This window comes from Exiguobacterium sp. s57 (assembly GCF_018617685.1).
In the GTDB taxonomy this organism is placed as follows: domain Bacteria; phylum Bacillota; class Bacilli; order Exiguobacteriales; family Exiguobacteriaceae; genus Exiguobacterium; species Exiguobacterium marinum.
Window position 1 is genome coordinate 44725 of sequence record NZ_JACSKR010000001.1, and the last position, 23135, is coordinate 67859.

Below are 23135 nucleotides of genomic sequence, written 5' to 3' on the forward strand. Positions count from 1 at the left end.
AGAAGAATCCGATGGAACCAAGTCAACAAACGGTACGCAGTTTAGAAGACCGTATTCCGTACATGAAGAAACAACGACGAAAAAAAGCGAATCGTCGGATGTTCTCTGTGCTCTCACTGTTTGGGATCCTTATCTTACTTGTGGTCTATATGCAAACCTCGATGTCGAATGTGAAAGAAGTGACTGTATCCGGACTCTATTGGTTAGAAGAGTCTTATGTGCTTCAAGATATGGAACTCGACACATCGACAAAGTTCATCGGTTTGTCCCCAAAAAAGATGAGTGCGCAAATGGAAAAGTTGCCTGGTGTCAAGCGGGTAGAAATTGATTGTTCTTGGTATAATTTGGTATACGTCAACGTAACGGAAGAGAAGATGATTGCATATTCGAGAGCGGACAAAGGCGACGTCGTCGTCTTAGCCGATGGTTCACTCCATCCGACGGGTACCATCACCGACCCGAGGAAATTAAAAGATGGTCCATTGCTTAGGGAATTTAATTCGGAGCAAGAGCTTGAAAAAATTGCGAGTGAACTTGAACAAGTGGATGATGCGACGCGTGCCCGTATGTCGGAAATCATCCTGTCAAAACAAAAAGGAGAACCGACGCGCTACGAGATCTTTATGAATGACGGAAATACGTTGCTCACACCGCCTTTGAAGTTAAGCGAAACCGTATCAAAGTATGGAGAAATTTATGAAAACATCCCTAAAGGCGAGCGTGGAACAGTCGTCATGGATGGTGGTTTTTATTTTGTTCCATACAAGAAAACGAATGAATAATCAGTTATATTACAGTCCTTAGACAGATAAGGACTGTTTTTTTGTCGTTTGTAAACGAATTGATAACGCGAAACCGCTTAAATTGTAGGATTCTACCTTTTCTCACTATCTTATTTGTTGTAAACTTAGACGTGAGATATCTTGTCGAAACCCACAACTTTATTGGATATCTGTCATATTTGTCATGTAATTTGTATAGGAAAATTATAGAGCGGAGGTGTTTCCCTTTTGGAAGCGAATGGTTATGTGGCCGCATTAGATATTGGAACGTCAGAGATTAAGCTCGTCGTCGGTGAATTGCTCGGCGGAACGCTTAATATTTTGGCGGAAGGGTGTGCACCGTCTGCGGGTGTAAAACGTGGCGCTGTCGTAGACATCGATAAAACAGTCCAAGCGATCAAACAAGCCGTTGAACATGCTGAAACATCGTTAGGCGATCAAATTCAATCTGTATACGTTGCCATTGAAGGAGAACATATCCAAATTGCCCCATGTCATGGGATCGCATCCGTGAAGCGAGAAGATCAGGAAATTACAGATGAAGACGTGATGGAAGTCATTAATTCAGCTCAAGTGATGCGACTACCAGATGAAATGAGTGTCATTGATGTGATTCCATCTTCATTCACGGTCGATCAACAAACGGGTGTCGTGGACCCTCGTGGCATGCTTGGTTATCGACTAGAGATGCATGGGAAAATGGTTACCGGATCGAAGACAATTTTACATAGTATTCGTCGTTCGATTGAACGCGCCGGACTACGTCTCGAAGGATTTATTTTGGGGAACCTCGCGCTCGGCATGAGTGCGGCCTCTGTTGACGAAATCGATTTAGGGATTGGACTTGTCGATGTCGGACATGAAAAGACAACGGTCTCAGTATTTTATCGTGGAGACCTCGTCTATTCGTATATCCTTCCAGTCGGTGGCGATCATATGACGAGAGATTTAGTCTATAAATTAAATTGTAAGTATCAAGATGCCAAAGTGGCGAAAGAAGAGTACGGTCTCGCACTCGAAGAAATGGCTGATGAGACAGAAGGTTTCTCCTACACGAATATCAATGGGGAAGTGGCGTTTGAACCACAATCAGAAATTAGCTATGTTTTAGAAGCGAGAATAGAGGAAATGTTTACCCTTATGTTGAATAAGGTTCAAAAAGTAGGTGTTCCGACGCTGAATGGTGGATATTTACTTTGTGGTGGAGCAGCTGCTCTACCTGGTATTCAAGAATTGTCAACGCGTATTATGGGCCAAAAGACGAGATTATATCAACCTTCGTCGATTGGGGTGAGACACCCAAAATATGCGACGGCAGTCGGCGTATTGAAATATGTCTTAATGAGTGATCATCACGTTTCAAAATCTCAACTTGAAAAACCGGAAGTTCGCTATGAATCGCTTAATCATAAGCAGGAAGCGACCGATACTCATGTTGGAGAGAACGAATACGAGACCGATCAAGAGTCGAAAAAAGGTTTTAGTCGTTTTATGGAAAAATTATTTGGCGTTTAAGCTGACGTTGTAATACAACTTGGAAAATATGTAGGGGGATACCTGAAATGATGTACTTTGATGAGGCGATTGACGCCGTAGCAAAAATTAAAGTAATTGGAGTCGGTGGTGGCGGGTCGAACGCTGTTAACCGGATGATTGAGCATGGGGTGCAAGGAGTCGAATTCATCGCTGTCAATACGGATGCACAAGCCTTGAACATGTCGAAAGCTGATGTGAAACTTCAACTTGGTGCTAAATTGACACGTGGTCTCGGTGCAGGTGCGAACCCTGACATCGGAAAAAAAGCGGCAGAAGAAAGTCGTGAACAGTTACTCGAAGCGCTTGACGGAGCGGATATGGTCTTCGTCACGGCGGGTATGGGGGGCGGAACCGGAACGGGTGCTGCTCCAGTTATCGCTGAGATTTCGAAAGAAATTGGCGCGCTAACAGTTGGTGTTGTTACAAAGCCGTTCATGTTCGAAGGACGGAAACGGATGCAACACGCCCAGCACGGGATACAGGCATTTAAAGAAAAAGTAGATACACTCATCGTGATTCCAAACGATAAGCTTCTTGAAATCGTTGAACGTAACACGCCGATGATTGAAGCATTCCGTGAAGCGGATAACGTACTTCGTCAAGGTGTGCAAGGGATTACAGATTTGATTGCGATTCCAGGTCTCATCAACCTCGACTTCGCTGACGTGAAAACGATTATGACGGAAAAAGGATCTGCTCTTATGGGTGTCGGTGTCGCTACAGGTGAAAACCGAGCTATTGAAGCAGCAAAGAAAGCGATTTCGTCTCCACTTCTTGAATCTTCGATTGAAGGGGCAAAAGGTGTCTTGATGAACATTACGGGTGGACTTAGCCTCAGCTTGTATGAAGTGACAGAAGCGGCTCAAATCGTTCAAAGTGCAGCCGATGAAGAAGTGAACTTGATTTTCGGTTCGGTTATCAACGAAAACTTGAACGATGAAATCATCGTTACGGTGATTGCAACTGAATTCGCTGAGGAAGCGCAAGGGACGAATCCGTTCCCTCAGCAACCGAAAAAGCAGCCTGAAGTTGAGAACAAGGAACCTCAACCAAAAGCAAATGAAACGGCTCAACAAGATGAAGGGAACTTCCATCGCCCAGTGTATGGAGGAGACGTCCCAGATGAGACGATTAACATCCCTGCGTTCGTGAGACAACGTCGTAACTAAACAAGATAGGGATGCCGGTTCTCGGCATCCCTTTTTCTAAAAGGAGAGACCGATGCAACTGTTACATACATGGGAAACAAAGACGAATCGCTATCACGCCTATGTGACAACGCGAACGGATGGACACAATGCAGGGAATGTCGGACTTCACGTCGACGATGACATTGACCAGGTCGTTCTAAATCGTCAGTTTTTCTTTCAACAAGCTAACCTTTCTTTAGAAGGCTCGGTGTGGGCCGATCAAGTACATGAAACGAGCGTTCGATATGTGAATGCCTCGGATCGTGGGAAGGGTGCATTTCGATACGATGAAGCGATTCCGCAAACAGATGGTCTCTTAACTACGGAAGAATCGTTGCCGTTAGCACTTGTCTTTGCAGATTGTGTGCCGCTCTTCTTCTGTGCAAAAGACTATGGAGTCATTGGGATCGCCCATGCCGGGTGGAAGGGAACTGTCGGTAATATCGTCGAGTCTATGATTCGCGCATTCGAAGACAAGGGGATTGATGCTAAAGAAGTGGAAATGCTTGTCGGTCCGTCGATTTCAGGATACGACTATGAGGTCGACCGTCGTGTACTAGATGCGGTTCAATCCGTTTCGCCGATCGCCTATAACCAAGCGGTACGAGATGAGTCAGGCAATCATGCCCATTTATCACTTCAGACTGTTAATGAAGTATTGGCAAAAGAGCATGACACAACCGTCATCCAATCGAATTTAACGACTGGTGCAGACGTCCCGTTTTTCTCGTATCGTGATGGAGAGGTTAAACGCCGATTTGCAGCAGTAATCGTCAAGGAGCGTAAATTGTGAGTATTTCAGATAATGTAAAACAAGTTCAATCGATTATGTCAGCGCACGTTCAAGGAGTGGAACCAACGTTAATCGCCGTCACGAAGTCGGTTGGCGTGGATGTGACGAATGCCCTCTATGAAGAAGGGATTCGTGATTTTGGAGAAAATCGTCCGGAGTCATTGCTCGAAAAAGTCGAAAACTTGCCGAAAGATGCGAGATTTCATTTTATCGGTACGTTACAGACGCGCAAGGTGAGACAAATCATCGATCACGTCGCAGCCATTCATTCTCTAGATCGGTTGTCACTCGCATCAGAGATTGATAAACGAGCAAACAGAAGAATTGATTGTTTCGTTCAAGTGAACACGTCAGGAGAAGATTCAAAACATGGGCTTGAAATAGAGGAAGTCATGCCATTCATCGAGAATTGTAAACAGTATCCTCATATTCGAATCATTGGGTTGATGACAATGGCGCCGTTCACGGAAGAAGAGACAATCCTTCGTGAGACGTTCCGTCGTTTACGCCATGTACGTGATGAAGTGACGGCAAAAGGATACGATCACGCTCCTTGCACGGAACTGTCGATGGGGATGTCAAACGATTATCCAATCGCAATTGAAGAGGGCGCATCGTTTGTTCGTATTGGTACCGTACTTGTGCAATAATATATCTTAAGGAGGAATCCGTTATGTCAATCAAAAACAAAATGAAAGATTTCTTTGGACTCGAGGAAGATCCGAACAGCACATATGAGGAAGAAGAGTATGCCGTCGCAAATACAGCAACTCCTTCAACGACTGAAACATCGGTCATGAAACAAGAGGATCGTCCAAAATCAGCGAATAACCTCGTCGCGTTAAATACGAAAAAGAAAGAACGTTCAAAAGTCGTATTGGCTGAACCGCGTGTGTTCGCTGAAGCACAGGACATTAGTGATCAACTAAAAGAAAACCGTGCTGTCATCGTCAATCTTCAACGCATGTCAAAAGAACAATCGCGTCAAGTCGTCAACTTCCTTTCAGGTGTTGTCTATGCATTGGAAGGGTCGATGACTTCGATTGGACATAACACGATTCTGTGTACTCCGAACAACGTCGAATTGACTGGCTCAATCTCAAACTTGATCTCGGAGGATGAACTTCACAGTAAAGGGTGGTAACTGAATGGAAAATGTAATTCCTGCCTTAGGCAACACGTTGAGTGATTTACTTGGCATCTATAGTTGGATTCTCATCGGCTATATCTTATTATCATGGTTCCCGAACGCACGTGAATCAAAGTTTGGTCAAATTTTATCGGCTTTGTGTGAACCGTTCTTGGCACCGTTTCGTCGAATCATCCCACCAATTGGTGGCATGCTTGATATCTCTCCAATCGTCGCTTTATTCGTGCTTCGTATGGCACAAGCCGGAATTGCTGCGATTTTCGGGTGATGTATGAGCGTCTATGACCACTACAGACCAAGTGAACGGGCGTTCGTCGAACAAGTGCTCGACTGGGTGCAACAAGTCGAGAGTAGTTATGTGTTGAAATTGACGGACTTTTTAGACCCGCGTGAACAACAAATCGTCAAACAGATTGTCGGTAATCAACTTGTTATGCATAGTGATGGCGGATTCGAAGGCGCAGAAAGGTGTCGACTTATTTTGGCGCCGGATTACTATGAACTGAATCCTCATGATTTTGAAATTGAAATCCGACGTATCGAATACCCAACAAAGTTTGTGGATTTGACGCATCGACAAGTGACGGGAACCTTACTCAATGCAGGGCTGAAACGTCAAAAGTTTGGAGATGTCGTCCTTCAAGATGAGATTGTACAATTTGCGACGACGCGTGAATCAGTCGGATTCATCGAAATGAATTTGGATCGTGTCGGAAAAGCGAAAGTTCGCATTTCCTCCGTTGAGCAAGACGAGATTCTTGTCGTTCCGACAATTGAATGGATCGAAGGATTTGGTATCGTTTCTTCTTTACGATTTGATACGGTTGTGAGCGAGGTTCTAAACATGTCCCGTCAAAAAGCACAAGCACTCGTCAAACATGGCGACTGCAAAGTAAATCATAAAGTCATTGAAGATGCGAGCTTCATTCTCGAACCAGACGACCTTCTATCCGTTCGTGGACACGGTCGCATCAAATTGATGGAAATTCTAGGTTCGACCAAACGTGAAAAAATTAAAATACAGTATGGCACCATACGTTGAATTTTAGGAGGAAAGTCGAATGGCGTTGACACCGATTGATATTCATAATAAAGAATTCTCTTCCCGTTTTCGTGGGTACGACATCGATGAGGTCAATGAATTTTTAGATCAAATCATTAAAGAGTTTGAACTATTGATTCGTGAGAATCGACGGTATGAAGAACTCGTCAACGATATGCAAGCTCGCATTGACTACTTTTCCTCGATGGAAGATACGTTGAACAAGTCGATTATCGTTGCACAGGAAGCTGCGGAAGAAGTGAAGAACAACGCTCAAAAAGAAGCGAGCCTCATTTTGAAACAAGCAGAGCGTGAGGCGTACGCCCGTGAAGAAGAAGCAGCCCGAAAAGAGAAACTTGCTGAACGAGAAGTCGTTCAAATGCTCAAAAAGGTTGAGTTATACCGTACACGTTTCCGTGTCCTCGTAGATGCCCAAATGGAGCTCCTCAATAGTACGGAGTGGGAAATGATTGTCGGCGAGCCGCCTGTGCAGACGGTTCTTGACGATAGAACTGAACTTGCGTATAATGACGACGAAGTCACACAGAATGAAGAACAACATGGATAAATGATCAACACGTTGAGTAGGACGCGTCGATCGAGTCATACCTACGAAGCGACTTAGGGGCGGTGAGAGCCTAAGAGAAAGACTCGAATCGGTATCCCCTATGAGTTGTCACGCTGAACTTGAGTAAGCGTGTCCGCCTGACCTCGTTATCGGTTACCGAGAGCGGTCTCATTTGAGGTGAGGCTAGTAGGGTGGTACCGCGAGTCAACCAACTCGTCCCTATCAGGGATGGGTTGGTTTTTTTTGTTTTCTAAAAAATGTTGATGGAGGAGTTTCGATGAACTACAAAGACACGCTTTTAATGCCAAACACTGAATTCGCGATGCGCGGGAATTTACCAAAACGCGAACCAGCGATGCAAACGGAATGGGAAGACATGGACCTTTATAACAAGGTGCAAGAAAAAAATGCTGGGAAACCACAATACATCTTGCATGATGGACCTCCATACGCGAATGGCGACATCCACATGGGACACGCGATGAATAAAGTATTAAAAGATATCATCGTTCGTTTCAAAGGGATGAACGGATATCAGTCTCCAATGATTCCAGGTTGGGATACACACGGACTTCCAATCGAGAATGCCCTTCAAAAAGCAGGCGTCAACCGTAAAGAGATGACGGTCGCTGAATTCCGAGAGAAGTGTGCGGAGTATGCAATGGAGCAAGTGAATTCGCAACGTGAACAATTCAAACGTCTCGGTCTTCTCGCAGACTTTGAAAATCCATACATCACCCTCCTTCCTGAGTATGAGGCTGCACAGATTCGCTTGTTCGGAACGATGGCTGAAAAAGGTTATATCTATAAAGGGAAAAAACCTGTCTATTGGTCACCATCTTCTGAATCGGCACTCGCTGAGGCAGAAATTGAATACTATGATAAAAAGTCACCAGCAATCTACGTGGCATTCCGTGTCGTAGATGGGAAAGATACGTTGACGTCAAACGATCACTTTGTCATCTGGACGACGACACCTTGGACAATCCCGGCGAACCTTGGTATCGCGGTGAGTGATGAGTTGACGTATACGCGCATCGAACATGAAGGAAAAGGTTATATTGTCGCTGAGACGCTTGTCGAAGAAGTGACGACAGCGCTCGGATGGTCAGATTACACAGTGAGCGGTTCTTGGAATGGACGTGACTTCGAGTACATGACGGCACAACACCCGTTGTATGAACGCACGTCACTCGTCGTCCTTGGCGATCACGTCACAGCGGATGCGACAGGACTCGTCCACACAGCTCCTGGGCACGGGGAAGACGACTATCGCGTCGGACAAGCATATGGCTTAGATGTCCTTTGTCCGGTAGATGACCGTGGATATATGACGGATGAAGCACCTGGATACGAAGGGCTATTCTACGAGGATGCAAATAAGCAAATCGGGATGAAACTTGAGGAGAATGGATATTTGCTCAACTTAAAGTTCATCAAACACTCGTATCCACATGACTGGCGTACAAAGAAACCGGTCATCTTCCGTGCGACACCGCAATGGTTCGCTTCAATTAAAGATTTCCGAGAGGATATGCTCCGTGAAGTCGAAAAAGTGAACTGGGTCCCGGAATGGGGAATGACTCGTCTTTACAACATGGTTCGTGACCGTGGAGACTGGGTCATCAGCCGTCAGCGTGCGTGGGGTGTTCCGATCCCAATCTTCTATGCGGAAGATGGAACGGAAATCATCACGAACGAGACGATCGATCACATCGCAAACTTGTTCCGTGAACACGGTTCAAACGTTTGGTATGAGCGAGAAGCAAAAGATCTTCTTCCGGAAGGATTCACACATCCGAACAGCCCGAACGGAGAATTCCGTAAAGAACTCGACATCATGGACGTCTGGTTTGATTCAGGGTCATCCCATGCCGGTGTGTTAGAAGAACGTGAAAATCTTCGTCGTCCGGCAGATCTTTACCTTGAAGGATCTGACCAATACCGCGGATGGTTCAACTCATCACTCTCAACGGCTGTTGCGACGACAGGAAAAGCACCGTACCGTAACGTCTTGAGCCATGGTTTCGTTCTTGATGGGGACGGACGCAAAATGTCGAAATCTCTTGGTAACACCATTGCACCGAACGATCTCGTGAAGCAGTACGGTGCTGAAATCGTACGTCTTTGGGTCGCATCTGTCGACTATCAGTCTGATGTACGTGCGTCACATGACAACTTTAAACAAGTATCAGAAGTTTACCGGAAGATGCGTAACACAATCCGTTTCCTTCTTGGAAACTTGAACGGCTTTGAACCATCGATGCGTGTCGCGTTTGAAGATATGCCGGAAGCGGACCGTTTCATGGCAACGAAGCTCAAGCAATTGCAGGCGAAAGTTGTTAAAGCCTACGATGAATTTGACTTCATGGCCGTGTACCATCTCGTTCATAACTTCTGCGTCAACGAGTTGTCATCGTTCTACCTTGACTTCACAAAAGATATTTTGTATATCGAGCGTGAAGACGATCTCCGTCGTCGTGCCGTTCAGACGGTCATGTACGATGCGGTCGTCCTCTTGACAAAACTGTTGGCGCCAATCCTTCCACACACTGCTGACGAGGCGTGGAAAGAGGTTCCTGGGAAGTCAGAAGCAAGCATCTTCTTGACTGATCTTGAAGAAGTCGATGCGTTGACTACTGACGAGAAAACGTTGTTAGAGAAATGGTCGAAATTCCTCGTCTTCCGTGACGATGTCCTCAAAGCGATCGAAATCGCACGTGGCGAGAAGCTGATCGGGAAACCGCTTGAGGCGAAGTTGATTCTTGCACCGAAAGCCGAGACTGCCGGCTTGTTGAATACAATCGACAACGTAAGCCAACTGCTTCAAGTATCACAAGTGGAGTGGGCTGAGACGGCAGACGTTGATTATGCGACGACGAAAATCACAGTCATGAAAGCAGATGGTGCCGCTTGTGCACGTTGTTGGACGTACTCGACAGAGGTTGGACAAAACGAAGAGTATCCTGAGCTTTGCCCACGCTGTGCATCAGTAATCGGTTAAGACGAACCGGAGTGGCGTCCCCACTCCGGTTTCTTAACGGCTTGAAAGGAGACGTATATGAAACGATATTATGGATTGGCCTTCATCTTGATTTTGCTCGACCAACTAACGAAATGGGTCGTTGTACAGACGATGACGATTGGTCAATCAATTGAGGTCATCCCGAATTTGTTGTATTGGACTTCTTATCGCAATAAGGGAGCGGCTTGGGGGATGTTAGAAGGACAGATGGTGTTTTTCTTCATCATCACGATTCTCGTCGTCGCCGGTTTGGTATACTTCTTACACAAAGAGGTGAACGGGTATCAACTTCTTGGATATAGCGTCGGATTATTGTTGGCCGGTGCCATCGGTAACTTTATCGATCGCTTGTTTCGTGGCGAAGTCGTCGATTTTGTCGACACGTATCCGTTTGGCTACAACTTCCCGATTTTTAACGTGGCTGATATGGCGCTCACGTTCGGTGTCATTTTGATGGTTATTGGTATTTTATTTGAAGAAAAATTACACAAAGAAAGGGGACAATCGTAATGGAATCCTATACTTTTGTCGCCGATGAAAAGGCAAGGATTGATAAGTGGGTAAGTGACCGTGGAGAGTGGTCACGCTCGCAAGTACAAGAATGGATAAAGACAGGGGTATTACTCGTTAATGGTACTGCCGTCAAACCGAACTATAAGCTCCAATTGGGCGATGAGATTGAAGTGAACATACCGGAAGCGGTAGAACTAGAAGTGTTGCCTGAACAAATTTCACTCGATATCGTATATGAAGACGAAGACGTCATCGTCGTCAATAAGCCACGAGGGATGGTCGTTCACCCTGCAGCCGGTCACACGTCCGGAACGCTCGTCAACGCCCTGCTCGGACATTGTGATGACCTATCAGGTATCAATGGTGTGAAGCGTCCGGGAATCGTACACCGAATTGATAAGGATACGACGGGACTCCTCATGGTCGCCAAAAATGATTTGGCCCATGAATCACTTGCGAGTCAATTGAAAGACAAGACGATCAAACGTGAATATATCGCGCTCGTCCATGGTGAACTTGTCCATGAACTTGGGACAATTGAAGCGCCGATTGGACGCGATACGAATGATCGTCAGCGTATGACGGTGACGGACCGGAACGCAAAAGAAGCCGTTACACATTTCCGTTTGCTCGAACGCTATAAAGACTTTACCCTCGTCGAATGTAAGCTTGAGACAGGTCGTACGCACCAAATTCGTGTGCATATGCGCTATATCGGTCATTCGCTCGCGGGAGACCCGAAGTATGGACCGCGTCGTACAATCGATTTAGGGGGTCAAGCATTGCATGCGGCGACACTCGGTTTTTACCATCCTCGAACAAAACAATGGATGGAATTTGAGGCGCCACTCCCTGAAGACTTTAAAGCGGAACTCGCAAAGTTAGATAAAATCGAGAAAACTCGTTGACTTCTATCCCGTTCCGATTTATAGTCTAGGAAGCATAACACCTTTAAACCCAGTCCAGAGAGGCTGCGAAAGGATTGTGACCGAGGTCACATTTACGTCAATTCAACCCCGGCATCAGACTGCCGTTTTTGATGAAGACTCCCTTTCCAGCCGGACGAGGGAGTCTTCTTTTTTGAATGAAGCATGAAAGGAGGAATCACGTGAAACAATCAGTTATTTTAGATGAGTCAGCCATCCGTCGCGCCTTGACGCGAATCGCCCATGAAATCATCGAGCGTAACAAAGGAATCGATGATATCGTTCTCGTTGGGATTAAGACGAGAGGGGAGACACTCGCCGATCGGCTTGCCCGTCGCATCGAGGAGATTGAAGGTAAACCGGTCGCACTAGGGAATCTCGACATCACTCTTTATCGCGATGACTTATCGAAAAAGTCGTTAGATCCGGAAGTGAAAGCAACAGAACTGCCACATGACATCAATGGAAAGACTGTCGTCCTCGTCGACGATGTGCTTTATACCGGTCGTACGGTTCGTGCCGCAATGGACGCGCTCGTCGACCACGGTCGCCCGGATTATATCCAGCTCGCGGTCTTGATTGACCGGGGACATCGGGAACTTCCGATTCGACCTGATTTTATTGGGAAGAACGTTCCTACATCCAAATCCGAGCAAGTCGTCGTCCGGCTCAGTGAAGTCGACACGGCAGATGAAGTCACAATCAACCAGCAATAAACTCAAACCTTTAAGGTGGTCCAGAGAGGCCAGGAAGGAGAAATTCAATATGAAACAACCCGTACTACACATCCACGAGCGTCCCGCTCACTTTCCACAATGGCTACTTTTCAGCCTTCAGCACGTCTTCGCCATGTTCGGAGCGACGATTTTAGTCCCGATTTTGACAGGATTAAATACATCGGTCGCCCTCGTCGCTTCCGGAGTGGCCACGCTCTCATTCCTAGCGATTACTCGCTTCAAAGTCCCAACATACTTAGGTTCAAGTTTTGCCTACATCGCGCCAATCATTGCGGTCAGTCAGCAATGGGGTGTCGAAGCTGCACTGTTCGGAGGCATCGTCGCCGGTTCCGTATACGGTGTTGTTTCGTTGATCATCTATAAAACAGGTGTCAATTGGTTGCTTCGATTGCTTCCACCAGTTGTTGTCGGACCGGTCATCATGGTCATCGGGCTCTCGCTCGCACCAGTCGCCATCGACATGTCGATGAATCAAGATGGTGCATACAATGGCACATTCATGATGATTGCACTACTTACACTTGGGATCACGATGCTCGCCATGACGAAATTGAAAGGTGTTTGGGGAGCGGTTCCGATTCTATTCGGAATCGTTGGAGGGTATGCCATCGCCGCTGCGTTCGGAATCATCGACTACTCACCAATCCAACAAGCTAGCTTGTTCCAACTTCCTGACTTCACAATGGTGTTCGTCGACTATATGCCGATGTGGCAAGTCGGTGCGCTCCTCGCCATCGTACCCGTCGCACTCGTCACGATGACGGAGCATATCGGAGATCAAATGGTCACCTCAAAAATCATTGGACGGGAGACGATGAAAGATCCGGGTCTCCACCGGACATTACTAGGTGATGGGGTAGGGAAGGCAGTCGCTTCTGCGCTCGGTGGTCCACCGTGTACGACGTATGGGGAAAACAACGGTGTCATGGCGATCACACGGGTGTACAGTGTGTATGTCATCGCAGGAGCGGCGCTCATGGCCATCAGCTTCGGATTCCTCGGTCACGTTGAAGCGTTCATCTCGACCATCCCGAATCCGGTAAAAGGGGGCATCTCGATCCTCTTGTTCGGGGTTATCGCCTCGAACGGGCTGCGCACGATGGTGGAAAGTAAAGTCGACTTGGCGGAGAAACGCAACTTGATTATCTCATCGGTCATCCTCGTCATCGGTCTAGGCGGGGCAATGGTACAACTTGGCAGCTTCCCTGTACAAGGAATGGCACTCGCGACAGTCGTCGGGATTCTCTTAAACGTCATTTTACCGAAAGAAGAAGACGATTCGATTGACGAAGTCAACACAACTGAAGAAACGAAACAAGCAAGTAACTTTTAAATCGATCCCGTGAGGTCGGCAAAGTGAAGGCTCGTTTATTTGGGCGTACTCTGCTCAAGTAAAGGCGTCCCTTCACTAGGTGAAGAGACGCCTTTTCTCTTTGCCTCTAACAAAAGGAGGAGACGAACATGAATACGATGCAGACAGACGTGAAACCGGTCAAACACTTCGTCAGTTTGGACACACTTTCCCTTGAGGAGATCATGGGCATGATTGAAGAGTCATTGCGCTACAAGCAAGGAGACCTACCGCCATTATTTGACGGGAAGACGGTCGCGAACCTGTTCTTTGAAAACTCGACACGCACGAAAAATTCATTTCAAATGGCCGAACGCCATCTGAACATGCAAGAGATTCCGTTCGACGTGACGACGTCATCGGTCACGAAAGGCGAGACGTTATACGATACGTGTAAAACGCTCGAAGCCATCGGCGTGGACGCGCTTGTCATTCGACATCCGGAGGCGGGATATTATCATGAACTCGTCGAGAAGTTGAACATCCCGGTACTGAATGGGGGCGATGGGAGCGGGGAACATCCATCGCAATCATTGCTCGACCTCGTCACCATCTTTGAAGAGTTCAGAACGTTTCAAGGGTTGAACGTGGCCATCTGTGGTGATCTCGTCCACAGCCGTGTCGCCCGCTCGAACGCAAGCGTCTTGAAGCGCCTCGGTTCGAACGTGGTCGGATGTAGCCCGGTCTCCTGGTGGGACGATTCGATGGGGTTGGAGCGAAAAGAGCTTGATGATGTCTTAGGTGAAAGTGATGTCATCATGCTGCTCCGTGTCCAGCACGAGCGCCACATTATGGGTGACATCTTTTCAAAAGAAGAGTACCACACGCGTTACGGCTTGACGGTCGAACGAATCGAACGAATGAAAGAAGGTGCCATCATCATGCATCCGGCACCGGTCAATCGGGATGTCGAGATTGCGGGCAGTCTGATCGAACATGAACGGTCACGCATCTTCCCGCAAATGAAGAATGGGGTATACGCCCGTATGAGCATCTTAAATCGAGCATTAGGAGGACAACAATGATACTTCAAAACGCGACATGGTATGACAAGGGAACGAAGCGTACGACAGCCATTCAAGTGAAAGACGGAAAGATTGAATCACTTGACTATAAAGGGGAGACGACGGGACAAGAAATCGTCGATGCATCGGGCTATTTGCTCGCTCCAGGACTTGTCGATGTGCATGTTCATTTAAGAGAACCAGGAGGCGAAGCGAAAGAGACGATCAAGACAGGGACGCTGGCTGCTGCGGCAGGTGGTTTCACGACCATCTGCTCTATGCCGAATACGCGACCGGTTCCAGACAATCGCGAGACGATGGATGTTCTCCTTCAAAAGATTGAACAGGATGCGGTCGTCCGTGTCCTTCCATACGCCGCCATCACGAAACGACAGCTCGGTGAAGAACAAGTCGACATGGAATCGCTCGCAGATGCGTTTGCTTTCACAGATGACGGGGTCGGCGTCCAATCAGCAGCGATGATGCGTGAAGCGATGCGTGAAGCGAAACGATTGAACAAAGCAATTGTCGCTCACTGTGAGGACAATACGCTTAAAGCGGGCGCGGTCCACGAAGGGAAATTCAGTGAGGTGCATGGAATTCAAGGGATTCCGAGCCTCGCCGAAAGCATTCATATCGCTCGCGACGTTTTGATTGCTGAAGAGACAGGGTGTCACTATCACGTCTGTCACGTCTCATCGCGGCAATCGGTTCGTGTCATCCGGGATGCGAAACTGGCAGGCATCAAAGTGACCGCAGAAGTGACCCCTCATCATCTCGTCTTGAGCGAAGAGGACATCCCGGGTCTCGATGCAAACTTCAAGATGAATCCACCGCTCCGAAGCGAGGATGATCGACAAGCCCTCATCGAAGGATTATTCGACGGGACGATTGACATGATCGCAACGGACCATGCTCCCCATACAGCTGAAGAAAAAACACAAGGGATGGAGCGGGCTCCGTTTGGCATTACCGGTTTCGAAACAGCACTTCCACTTCTTTACACGACGTTTGTAAAAAGCGGGGTCATGGAAGAGCGTCAGTTGCTCGACTGGATGACGAAACGTCCGAGTGACGTATTCGGCTTATCGAGAGGGGAACTTCAGGTGGGGGCGGACGCGGACATGGTTCTCATCGACACGGAAACGACGCGTGTGGTCGATCCCACTACTTTTTATTCAAAAGGAAAGAATACACCGTTCGCGGGGAGAGAGCTTGTCGGGTGGCCAGTCATGACGATGGTCGGCGGCGAAATTGTATATAAGGGGCGATTTGATGAAACGAACATTATGGCTTGAGGATGGCATGGCATTTGTCGGTAAAGGATTCGGGGCACCGGCGGATACGATGGGGGAAGTCGTCTTCCAGACAGGGATGACAGGTTACCAAGAAATCTTATCGGACCCATCGTACTGCGACCAAATGATTGTTCTTACGAACCCACTGATCGGGAACTATGGCGTCAATCGTGAGGATTTTGAAACGACGGTACCGATGGCAAAAGCACTAATCGTGAAAGAGGCGTGCGATACGCCATCGAACTTTCGTTCAACGGCGACACTCGACGCGACACTTACCCGCTTCGGCATTCCAGGACTATCGGATATCGATACACGGATGTTGACACGTCATTTACGTGCAAAAGGGGTCATGCGCGGCGTCCTCATCGATGGAGAGTTGACTTGGGACGAGGTACGGGCTCGATTTGATGAAGTTTCTCCAACAGATCAGGTGGCACGCGTATCGACGAAACGGACGTATGTGAGTACGGGAACTGGTCCTCGCATCGCCTTGATCGACTTCGGGGCGAAACTCGGTATCATGCGTGAACTGATGAAGCGAGAGTGTGAGGTCATCGTCTTCCCGCACGACGTGACGGCAGAAGACGTATTGCGGTATGAGCCGGACGGTATCATGTTGTCGAACGGACCTGGAAATCCAAAAGATGTTCCGACGGCACTACCACTCATCGAACAACTCATGCCGACGACTCCGATGTTCGGGATTTGTCTCGGTCACCAGCTGATCGCTCTCGCAAACGGGGCGGACACGTTCAAGCTTCCGTTCGGACACCGTGGCGCGAACCATCCGGTACTTGAGCTCGAGACAGGTGCCGTGACCATCACGTCACAAAATCATGGATATGCGGTAGAGGAAACGTCACTACTCGATACACCGCTCATCGTGACACATCGTGCGGTCAACGATGGAACGATTGAAGGGGTGAGACACCTCCACCATCCGACGTTCTCGGTACAGTACCATCCCGAGGCAGCACCGGGACCGTACGACGCCAACGACTTGTTTGACCGTTTCATGCAACTCGTACAAGAAAACAAACAGAAAGTGGGAATTTGACATGCCAAAACGACCAGATATTCAGAAAATCCTCGTAATCGGATCAGGACCGATTGTAATCGGACAAGCAGCGGAGTTTGATTATGCTGGTACACAGGCATGTCTTGCCTTGAAAGAAGAAGGCTATGAAGTCATTCTCGTCAACTCGAATCCTGCAACAATCATGACGGATCCGACGACAGCGGACCGTGTCTACATCGAACCGCTCGAACCAGAATTCGTCGAGCGGATTATCCGGCAAGAACGTCCCGATGCACTTCTGGCGACGCTAGGAGGACAAACAGGGTTGAACTTGGCATTTGAACTCGACAAACGGGGTGTCTTACGTGATTGTGGCGTGGAACTTCTCGGGACGAAACTGTCTGCGATCGTTCAGGCGGAGGACCGGGAACAGTTCCGTAACTTGATGTTTGAACTCGGTCACGGTGTACCTGAAAGTGAGATCGTCCATACGCTCGAGTCTGCTTGGGGATTTGCGGAACGGATTGGCTATCCGATCATCATCCGACCTGCGTACACGCTCGGGGGAACCGGTGGAGGGATTGCCCATGATCGGGAATCGTTCGAGCAAATCGTCGAATCTGGACTAAAAGCGAGTCCTGTGACGCAAGTCTTGTTAGAGAAATCGATTGCCGGGATGAAAGAAGTCGAGTTCGAGGTGATGCGTGACTCGAGTGACCAAGCCATCATCGTCTGTGCGATGGAAAACTTTGACCCGGTCGGAGTCCACACCGGTGACTCGATTGTGTTCGCCCCGACTCAGACGCTGTCAGATCGGGATTACCAGATGCTACGTAGCGTCTCGCTCGACATCATTCGGGCACTTGGGATTGAGGGAGGATGCAACATCCAATTCGCCCTCGACCCAGACAGCTTCACGTACTACGTCATCGAAGTGAATCCACGTGTTTCCCGAAGTTCGGCGCTCGCATCAAAAGCGACAGGCTATCCGATTGCCAAACTCGCTGCAAAAGTCGCTGTCGGCTACAAGTTATCAGAATTGAAAAACCCGGTCACAGAGACGAGCTACGCCTCGTTCGAACCGGCGCTCGATTACGTCGTCGCCAAAATCCCACGTTTCGCTTTCGATAAGTTTGAGTCCGCGGATCGCCGCTTAGGCACACAAATGAAGGCGACGGGTGAGGTCATGGCCATCGGTCGAAATTTAGAAGAGGCACTGTTAAAAGCGGTACGTTCGCTCGAACTGGGCACGGAAGAACTCTACGTTCCACAACTTCAAGCATTAGACACAGAACAGCTCGAGAATGGACTCACCCATCCGACAGACGAGCGTTTGTTCATCGTATATGAGGCCCTTCGTCGCGGATACACGGTAGAAGCGCTACACCAACTGACAAAAATCGATCGATTCTACTTACACAAACTGAGTCGGATTTGGCAAGTTGAGCAACAACTCGTCGCGGAGCCGTTAACGTCAGAACGTTTACTCGATGTGAAACGCCTCGGCTTCAGTGATGTGGCAATCGCCCGCATGCTCTCGATGGATACAGAAGCGGTTCGCACGAAACGGAAAGAATGGAACATACGTCCCGTCTATAAGATGGTCGATACGTGCGCGGCCGAGTTCGCTTCTGAGACGCCATACTTCTATGGAACGTATGAAGTGGAGAATGAAGCGGTCAAGACAGACCGGGAGTCCATCCTCGTCCTCGGGTCGGGACCGATTCGAATCGGTCAAGGTGTCGAATTCGACTATGCGACCGTTCACTCGATCCAAACGATTCGAGATGCGGGTTACGAAGCAATCATCATCAACAACAATCCAGAAACGGTCTCGACGGACTTCTCCATCTCCGATCGATTGTATTTCGAGCCGTTGACGACAGAAGATGTATTAGAGGTCATCGAGAACGAGAATCCTCTTGGTGTCATCGTCCAATTCGGTGGGCAGACTGCCATCAATTTGGCAGCATCGCTAGAAGCGAACGGCGTAAAGATTCTTGGGACGGCTCTGGAAGATATCGACCGTGCCGAAGACCGGAAGGCGTTTGAAGCCACATTGTCCGCTGAGCGATTGGCTCAACCACCAGGGAAGACAGCGACAAATGTGGAAGACGCCGTCGTTTGTGCGAATGAACTCGGCTATCCGGTACTCGTCCGACCATCGTATGTCCTCGGTGGACGGGCGATGGAAATCGTTTATGAACAGTCTGAGCTTGAGCGGTACATGCGACATGCGGTCATCGCCTCGAAAGATCGACCGGTACTCATCGATCGCTATTTGACAGGAATTGAGATTGAAGTCGATGCGATCTGTGACGGGACGGACGTCTACATCCCAGGGATCATGGAGCATATCGAACGTGCCGGCGTACACTCGGGCGATTCGATTGCCGTCTATCCGCCACAACGTCTCAGTGACGAATTGAAGCAAAAAGTCGTCGACTATACGATCAAATTGGCGAAAGCATTCCGAATCAAAGGGCTTCTCAATATCCAGTTCGTCTATGCGGACGACCTATACGTCATCGAGGTGAACCCACGTGCGAGTCGTACCGTGCCGTTCATCTCGAAAGTGACAGGTTTACCGGTCGCACGGATCGCGACTCAGACGATTCTTGGGACGAGCTTGAAAGAACTCGGTCTCGGGACGGGCATTCATCCAGAGTCAGACGGTATCTCGGTCAAAGTACCAGTCTTCTCGTTTGCGAAATTGAAAGAGGTAGACCCATCGCTCGGACCAGAGATGAAGTCGACAGGGGAAGTCATGGCGACAGACCGGACGCTCGAAAAAGCGCTCTACAAAGGGCTCGTCGCAGCGGGGATGAACATCGCCTTGAAAGGGAACGTGCTCATGACGATTGCCGATCATGATAAGGATGAGGCCATCGCCTTGGCGAAACGTTTCGACCGTCTCGGTTTCCGCCTCATGGCAACGAGTGGGACGGCAGACGGTCTCGAAGCGGAACAGATGCGTGTTCGTCGAGTCGGCAAAATTCAAGAAGATGGTGAGACGATGCTCAGCGTGATCGAGCGAGGAGACGTCGACTTGATTATCAATACGACGAGTCGTGATGCCCTCGTCACAAAAGATGGCTTCTTGATTCGGCGTATGGCTGCAGAACAAGGCACGCTCTGTCTCACATCGCTCGATACAGCCGAAGCCTTGTTACAAGTCATTGAAAGTCTATCGTTCGAAACGGTCAGCATTCCGGCGTTCACAAAGTTCGGGGTGATGGTATGAAACGTGACGTGACAATTGTCAGCAACCGTCAAATCGCCAGAGCGACGATGGAGATGAAAGTACGCTGCCCCGGGGTGGAGATCGCCCCTGGGACGTTCTTTCATATCAAGACGTCCGGCTTGTTACGTCGGCCGTTGTCAGTGGCGAACGTCGAAGGAGACGAAATCACCTTCATATATAAAGTGATTGGGGAAGGAACATCTGAATTAGCTGCTAAGCGTGTTGGGGACACGTTGGACGTTCTTGGTCCACTCGGAAACGGATTTCCACTTGCACAACATGGAAAGCGGGTCGTCCTCGTCGGTGGTGGCATTGGGGTCCCACCCCTATACTACGTCAGACGTCGACTACATGAGATGGGGATCGAGACGATTGCGATTCTCGGGTTTGATTCACAAGAAAGTGTCTTTTATGAAGACGCATTTCGTGAACTTGGTGAGACCATCATCACGACAGTAGACGGCAGTCACGGGGAGCTTGGATTCGTCACGAGACCACTTGCACGCGTCGAAGCGGACGTGTTGTTTAGCTGTGGGCCGGAAGCGATGTTAAAGGCAGTCGCCGCTTCACCCATTCCTGAACGATTTATCTCGATCGAGAATCGGATGGGCTGCGGGATTGGCGCCTGTTTTGCCTGCGTCTGTCAGGCACCGGAGGGTTATGTGAAAGTCTGTAGTGACGGTCCGGTATTCAATGCGGAAGAGGTGCTGTTATGAGATTGAATGTCGAGTTACCAGGTCTTCATTTAAAAAACCCGATTATTCCGGCTTCGGGATGTTTCGGATTCGGTGAAGAGTTTGCAAAACTGTATGATCTCTCCATCTTAGGAGGCATCATGATTAAGGCAGCGACGGAGGAATCGAGGTTCGGAAATCCGACCCCACGTGTCGCCGAGACTGCACAAGGCATGCTCAATGCGATCGGTCTTCAAAATCCAGGAGTCGATGCAATCATCGAAGAAAAATTGCCATTCCTCTCGACGTTCGATACGGAAATCATCGCCAATGTCGCCGGTTCGACGCCGGGTGAGTATGTAGAAGTCGCTCGTCGAATCAGTGCAGACCCGACCATTAAAGCGGTCGAATTGAACATCTCGTGTCCGAACGTGAAATGTGGGGGCATGCAGTTTGGGACGGACCCGGTGATGGCTGCAGAACTCACGCGACTCGTCAAAGCGGCTTCGAGTAAGCCGGTCTATGTCAAGCTGTCCCCGAACGTCACGTCGATTACCGACATGGCACAAGCGGTCGAGGCGGCCGGTGCGGACGGATTGACGATGATTAACACGCTCGTCGGGATGCGAATCGATATCGAAACGGGGCGACCGATTTTAGCGAACCGAATCGGCGGGTTATCCGGTCCAGCCATCAAACCGGTAGCCGTCCGAATGGTATATGAGGTCGCGCAAGCGGTCAATATTCCGATTATCGCCATGGGTGGGGTTCGAACGGTCGACGATGTGCTTGAATTCATCTACGCTGGGGCGTCAGCCGTCGCGGTCGGAACGGCAAACTTTGAGAATCCATACGTCTGTCAGGAAATCATTGATGCGCTACCGGCACGACTTGATTCACTCGGAATCGAACATATTTTGGATGTGAGGGGGAAGGCTTATGCACAACTTGTATCTCGCCCTTGACGTGGAGACACGAGAAGAAGCATTTCACTTGTTACAACCGTTCCCGAACCGACCGGCTGTCAAAGTCGGGATGGAACTTTTCTATCGGGAAGGCGCACGATTTGTTGAAGAGTTGGTCGACCGCGGTTACCCGGTCTTTCTTGATGTGAAAGTACATGATATCCCGGAGACGGCACGTCGTACGATGCGTCAAATCGGAAAACTTGGGGTGGCTGTGACGAACGTCCACACACTAGGTGGCGAAAAGATGATGCGTTATGCGTTAGACGGGTTACGTCAGGCAAGTGATACGACTCGTTTGATTGGGGTGACACAGTTGACGTCGACAGATGAACGAATGATGCAGACGGAACTAGGAATCGCAGGACGACTCGATCAAGCTGTCATCCGCCAAGCGACCCTCGCCAAACAGGCTGGACTCGACGGGGTAGTCGCGTCTGTCCAAGAAGTGAAGATGATTCATCAGGAACTCGGGGACACGTTTATGACCGTCACACCAGGTATCCGACTCGGTGAAACCGATGATGATCAAGTACGGGTCGCGACACCGAGTGAAGCTAGGCTGGCTGGTGTCCACTCGATTGTCGTCGGGCGACCGATTACACGTGCGACCGATCCGGTTACCATGTACGAACAATTCATGATGGAATGGGGACAAACGTATGAAACAAATTGCTGAAGCACTATTACAGATTGAAGCTGTCACACTTTCGCCGACCGAGCCATATACATGGTCGAGCGGGCTAAAGAGTCCGATTTATTGCGACAATCGGTTGACACTCAGTTATCCTGAAGTTCGTCAGGTGATCATCGATAAGTTGGTGAAGTCGATTACCCCTACACAGGTTGATGTCATCGCAGGCACAGCTACGGCCGGTATTCCTCACGGGGCATTGCTCGCTGACCGACTTGGTCTTCCTTTCATCTATGTTCGTTCGAGTGCGAAAGGACATGGAAAGGGAAATCAAATCGAGGGGAAACTCGATATAGGCGCACGCGTGCTCGTCATCGAGGACTTGTTGTCGACAGGGATGTCAAGTATCGATGCAGCGAAAGCGATTCTTGAAGCGGGTAGTAAGGTCGTTGGGATTCAAGCCATCTTCTCTTACGAATTGCCGATTCTCGAAAAAAATCTAGCCTCGGCAAACCTTTCTGCAGAGTCATTGACGACATTCTCAGAATTAATTGAAGTTGCAGAAACGAAAGGAATCCTCAACCGTTCGGAACTTAATTCTTTACGTGAGTGGCAGCAAGACCCCCGTGCTTGGAGCGATTTGGTCACCTCTTAAGAATCCACCCTCGGGCGGATTCTTTTT

22 protein-coding genes and 1 other annotated feature are annotated in these 23135 nt (G+C 48.9%); all 22 genes read left to right on the forward strand.

Annotation, left to right across the window (positions count from 1 at the left end; translation table 11 throughout):
• Positions 1 to 11: 11 nt before the first annotated feature.
• On the forward strand, positions 12 to 782 hold the full coding sequence (locus KNO98_RS00250) for a cell division protein FtsQ/DivIB (RefSeq protein ID WP_214698143.1): 771 nt from the start codon (positions 12 to 14) through the stop codon (positions 780 to 782).
• 228 nt (positions 783 to 1010) lie between these two features.
• A complete protein-coding gene (ftsA, locus tag KNO98_RS00255) occupies positions 1011 to 2297 on the forward strand; it encodes a cell division protein FtsA (protein WP_214698145.1) in 1287 nt (428 codons plus the stop codon).
• Between the two features lie 47 nt (positions 2298 to 2344).
• Entirely contained in the window at positions 2345 to 3487 is a 1143-nt protein-coding gene (ftsZ, locus tag KNO98_RS00260) for a cell division protein FtsZ (RefSeq protein ID WP_026826319.1), read from the forward strand.
• Positions 3488 to 3539: 52 nt separating this feature from the next.
• The gene (locus KNO98_RS00265; protein WP_214698147.1) at positions 3540 to 4301 is read left to right on the forward strand and encodes a purine nucleoside phosphorylase YfiH/LACC1 family protein; all 762 of its coding nucleotides are present in this window, start codon (positions 3540 to 3542) and stop codon (positions 4299 to 4301) included.
• On the forward strand, positions 4298 to 4951 hold the full coding sequence (locus KNO98_RS00270; RefSeq protein WP_214698149.1) for a YggS family pyridoxal phosphate-dependent enzyme: 654 nt from the start codon (positions 4298 to 4300) through the stop codon (positions 4949 to 4951). The genes KNO98_RS00265 and KNO98_RS00270 overlap by 4 nt, the downstream gene beginning before the upstream one ends.
• 23 nt (positions 4952 to 4974) lie before the next feature.
• Positions 4975 to 5445, forward strand: coding sequence for a cell division protein SepF (locus tag KNO98_RS00275; RefSeq protein ID WP_026826316.1), 471 nt, complete (start codon positions 4975 to 4977; stop codon positions 5443 to 5445).
• 4 nt (positions 5446 to 5449) lie between these two features.
• Complete coding sequence (locus KNO98_RS00280) at positions 5450 to 5719, forward strand: YggT family protein (RefSeq protein ID WP_026826315.1); 270 nt, start codon at positions 5450 to 5452, stop codon at positions 5717 to 5719.
• A 3-nt stretch (positions 5720 to 5722) separates the two neighbouring features.
• Complete coding sequence (locus tag KNO98_RS00285) at positions 5723 to 6493, forward strand: YlmH family RNA-binding protein (protein ID WP_214698150.1); 771 nt, start codon at positions 5723 to 5725, stop codon at positions 6491 to 6493.
• 19 nt (positions 6494 to 6512) lie between these two features.
• Entirely contained in the window at positions 6513 to 7061 is a 549-nt protein-coding gene (locus KNO98_RS00290) for a DivIVA domain-containing protein (RefSeq protein ID WP_214698152.1), read from the forward strand.
• A 3-nt stretch (positions 7062 to 7064) separates the two neighbouring features.
• Positions 7065 to 7285 (forward strand) — a binding site (T-box leader).
• A gap of 53 nt (positions 7286 to 7338) precedes the next feature.
• Complete coding sequence (ileS, locus tag KNO98_RS00295; protein WP_026826312.1) at positions 7339 to 10065, forward strand: isoleucine--tRNA ligase; 2727 nt, start codon at positions 7339 to 7341, stop codon at positions 10063 to 10065.
• A gap of 57 nt (positions 10066 to 10122) precedes the next feature.
• Positions 10123 to 10596 carry a signal peptidase II gene (gene lspA / locus KNO98_RS00300; protein ID WP_026826311.1) on the forward strand — a complete coding sequence of 158 codons (474 nt, stop codon included), beginning with the start codon at positions 10123 to 10125 and terminating at the stop codon, positions 10594 to 10596.
• Positions 10596 to 11507 (forward strand): RluA family pseudouridine synthase, encoded by a 912-nt coding sequence (locus KNO98_RS00305; protein WP_214698154.1) that lies wholly within the window; start codon positions 10596 to 10598, stop codon positions 11505 to 11507. Before lspA ends, KNO98_RS00305 begins: the two co-directional genes overlap by 1 nt.
• A 176-nt stretch (positions 11508 to 11683) precedes the next feature.
• Entirely contained in the window at positions 11684 to 12241 is a 558-nt protein-coding gene (gene pyrR, locus KNO98_RS00310) for a bifunctional pyr operon transcriptional regulator/uracil phosphoribosyltransferase PyrR (RefSeq protein WP_251125007.1), read from the forward strand.
• Positions 12242 to 12290: 49 nt separating this feature from the next.
• On the forward strand, positions 12291 to 13595 hold the full coding sequence (locus KNO98_RS00315; RefSeq protein WP_026826308.1) for a uracil-xanthine permease family protein: 1305 nt from the start codon (positions 12291 to 12293) through the stop codon (positions 13593 to 13595).
• Positions 13596 to 13723: 128 nt separating this feature from the next.
• Positions 13724 to 14638, forward strand: coding sequence for an aspartate carbamoyltransferase catalytic subunit (locus tag KNO98_RS00320; protein ID WP_214698156.1), 915 nt, complete (start codon positions 13724 to 13726; stop codon positions 14636 to 14638).
• Positions 14635 to 15915 (forward strand): dihydroorotase, encoded by a 1281-nt coding sequence (locus KNO98_RS00325; protein ID WP_214698158.1) that lies wholly within the window; start codon positions 14635 to 14637, stop codon positions 15913 to 15915. Before KNO98_RS00320 ends, KNO98_RS00325 begins: the two co-directional genes overlap by 4 nt.
• Positions 15893 to 16975, forward strand: coding sequence for a carbamoyl phosphate synthase small subunit (locus KNO98_RS00330; RefSeq protein WP_214698160.1), 1083 nt, complete (start codon positions 15893 to 15895; stop codon positions 16973 to 16975). The genes KNO98_RS00325 and KNO98_RS00330 overlap by 23 nt, the downstream gene beginning before the upstream one ends.
• Position 16976: 1 nt before the next feature.
• Positions 16977 to 20180 carry a carbamoyl-phosphate synthase large subunit gene (carB, locus tag KNO98_RS00335; protein WP_214698164.1) on the forward strand — a complete coding sequence of 1068 codons (3204 nt, stop codon included), beginning with the start codon at positions 16977 to 16979 and terminating at the stop codon, positions 20178 to 20180.
• A complete protein-coding gene (locus tag KNO98_RS00340; protein ID WP_214698165.1) occupies positions 20177 to 20896 on the forward strand; it encodes a dihydroorotate dehydrogenase electron transfer subunit in 720 nt (239 codons plus the stop codon). The genes carB and KNO98_RS00340 overlap by 4 nt, the downstream gene beginning before the upstream one ends.
• Positions 20893 to 21819: a dihydroorotate dehydrogenase gene (locus KNO98_RS00345; protein ID WP_214698167.1), complete on the forward strand. Its 927-nt coding sequence runs from the start codon at positions 20893 to 20895 to the stop codon at positions 21817 to 21819. Before KNO98_RS00340 ends, KNO98_RS00345 begins: the two co-directional genes overlap by 4 nt.
• Positions 21794 to 22498 carry an orotidine-5'-phosphate decarboxylase gene (pyrF, locus tag KNO98_RS00350; RefSeq protein WP_214698170.1) on the forward strand — a complete coding sequence of 235 codons (705 nt, stop codon included), beginning with the start codon at positions 21794 to 21796 and terminating at the stop codon, positions 22496 to 22498. Before KNO98_RS00345 ends, pyrF begins: the two co-directional genes overlap by 26 nt.
• Complete coding sequence (gene pyrE, locus KNO98_RS00355; protein ID WP_214698172.1) at positions 22482 to 23108, forward strand: orotate phosphoribosyltransferase; 627 nt, start codon at positions 22482 to 22484, stop codon at positions 23106 to 23108. The genes pyrF and pyrE overlap by 17 nt, the downstream gene beginning before the upstream one ends.
• Positions 23109 to 23135 lie beyond the last annotated feature (27 nt).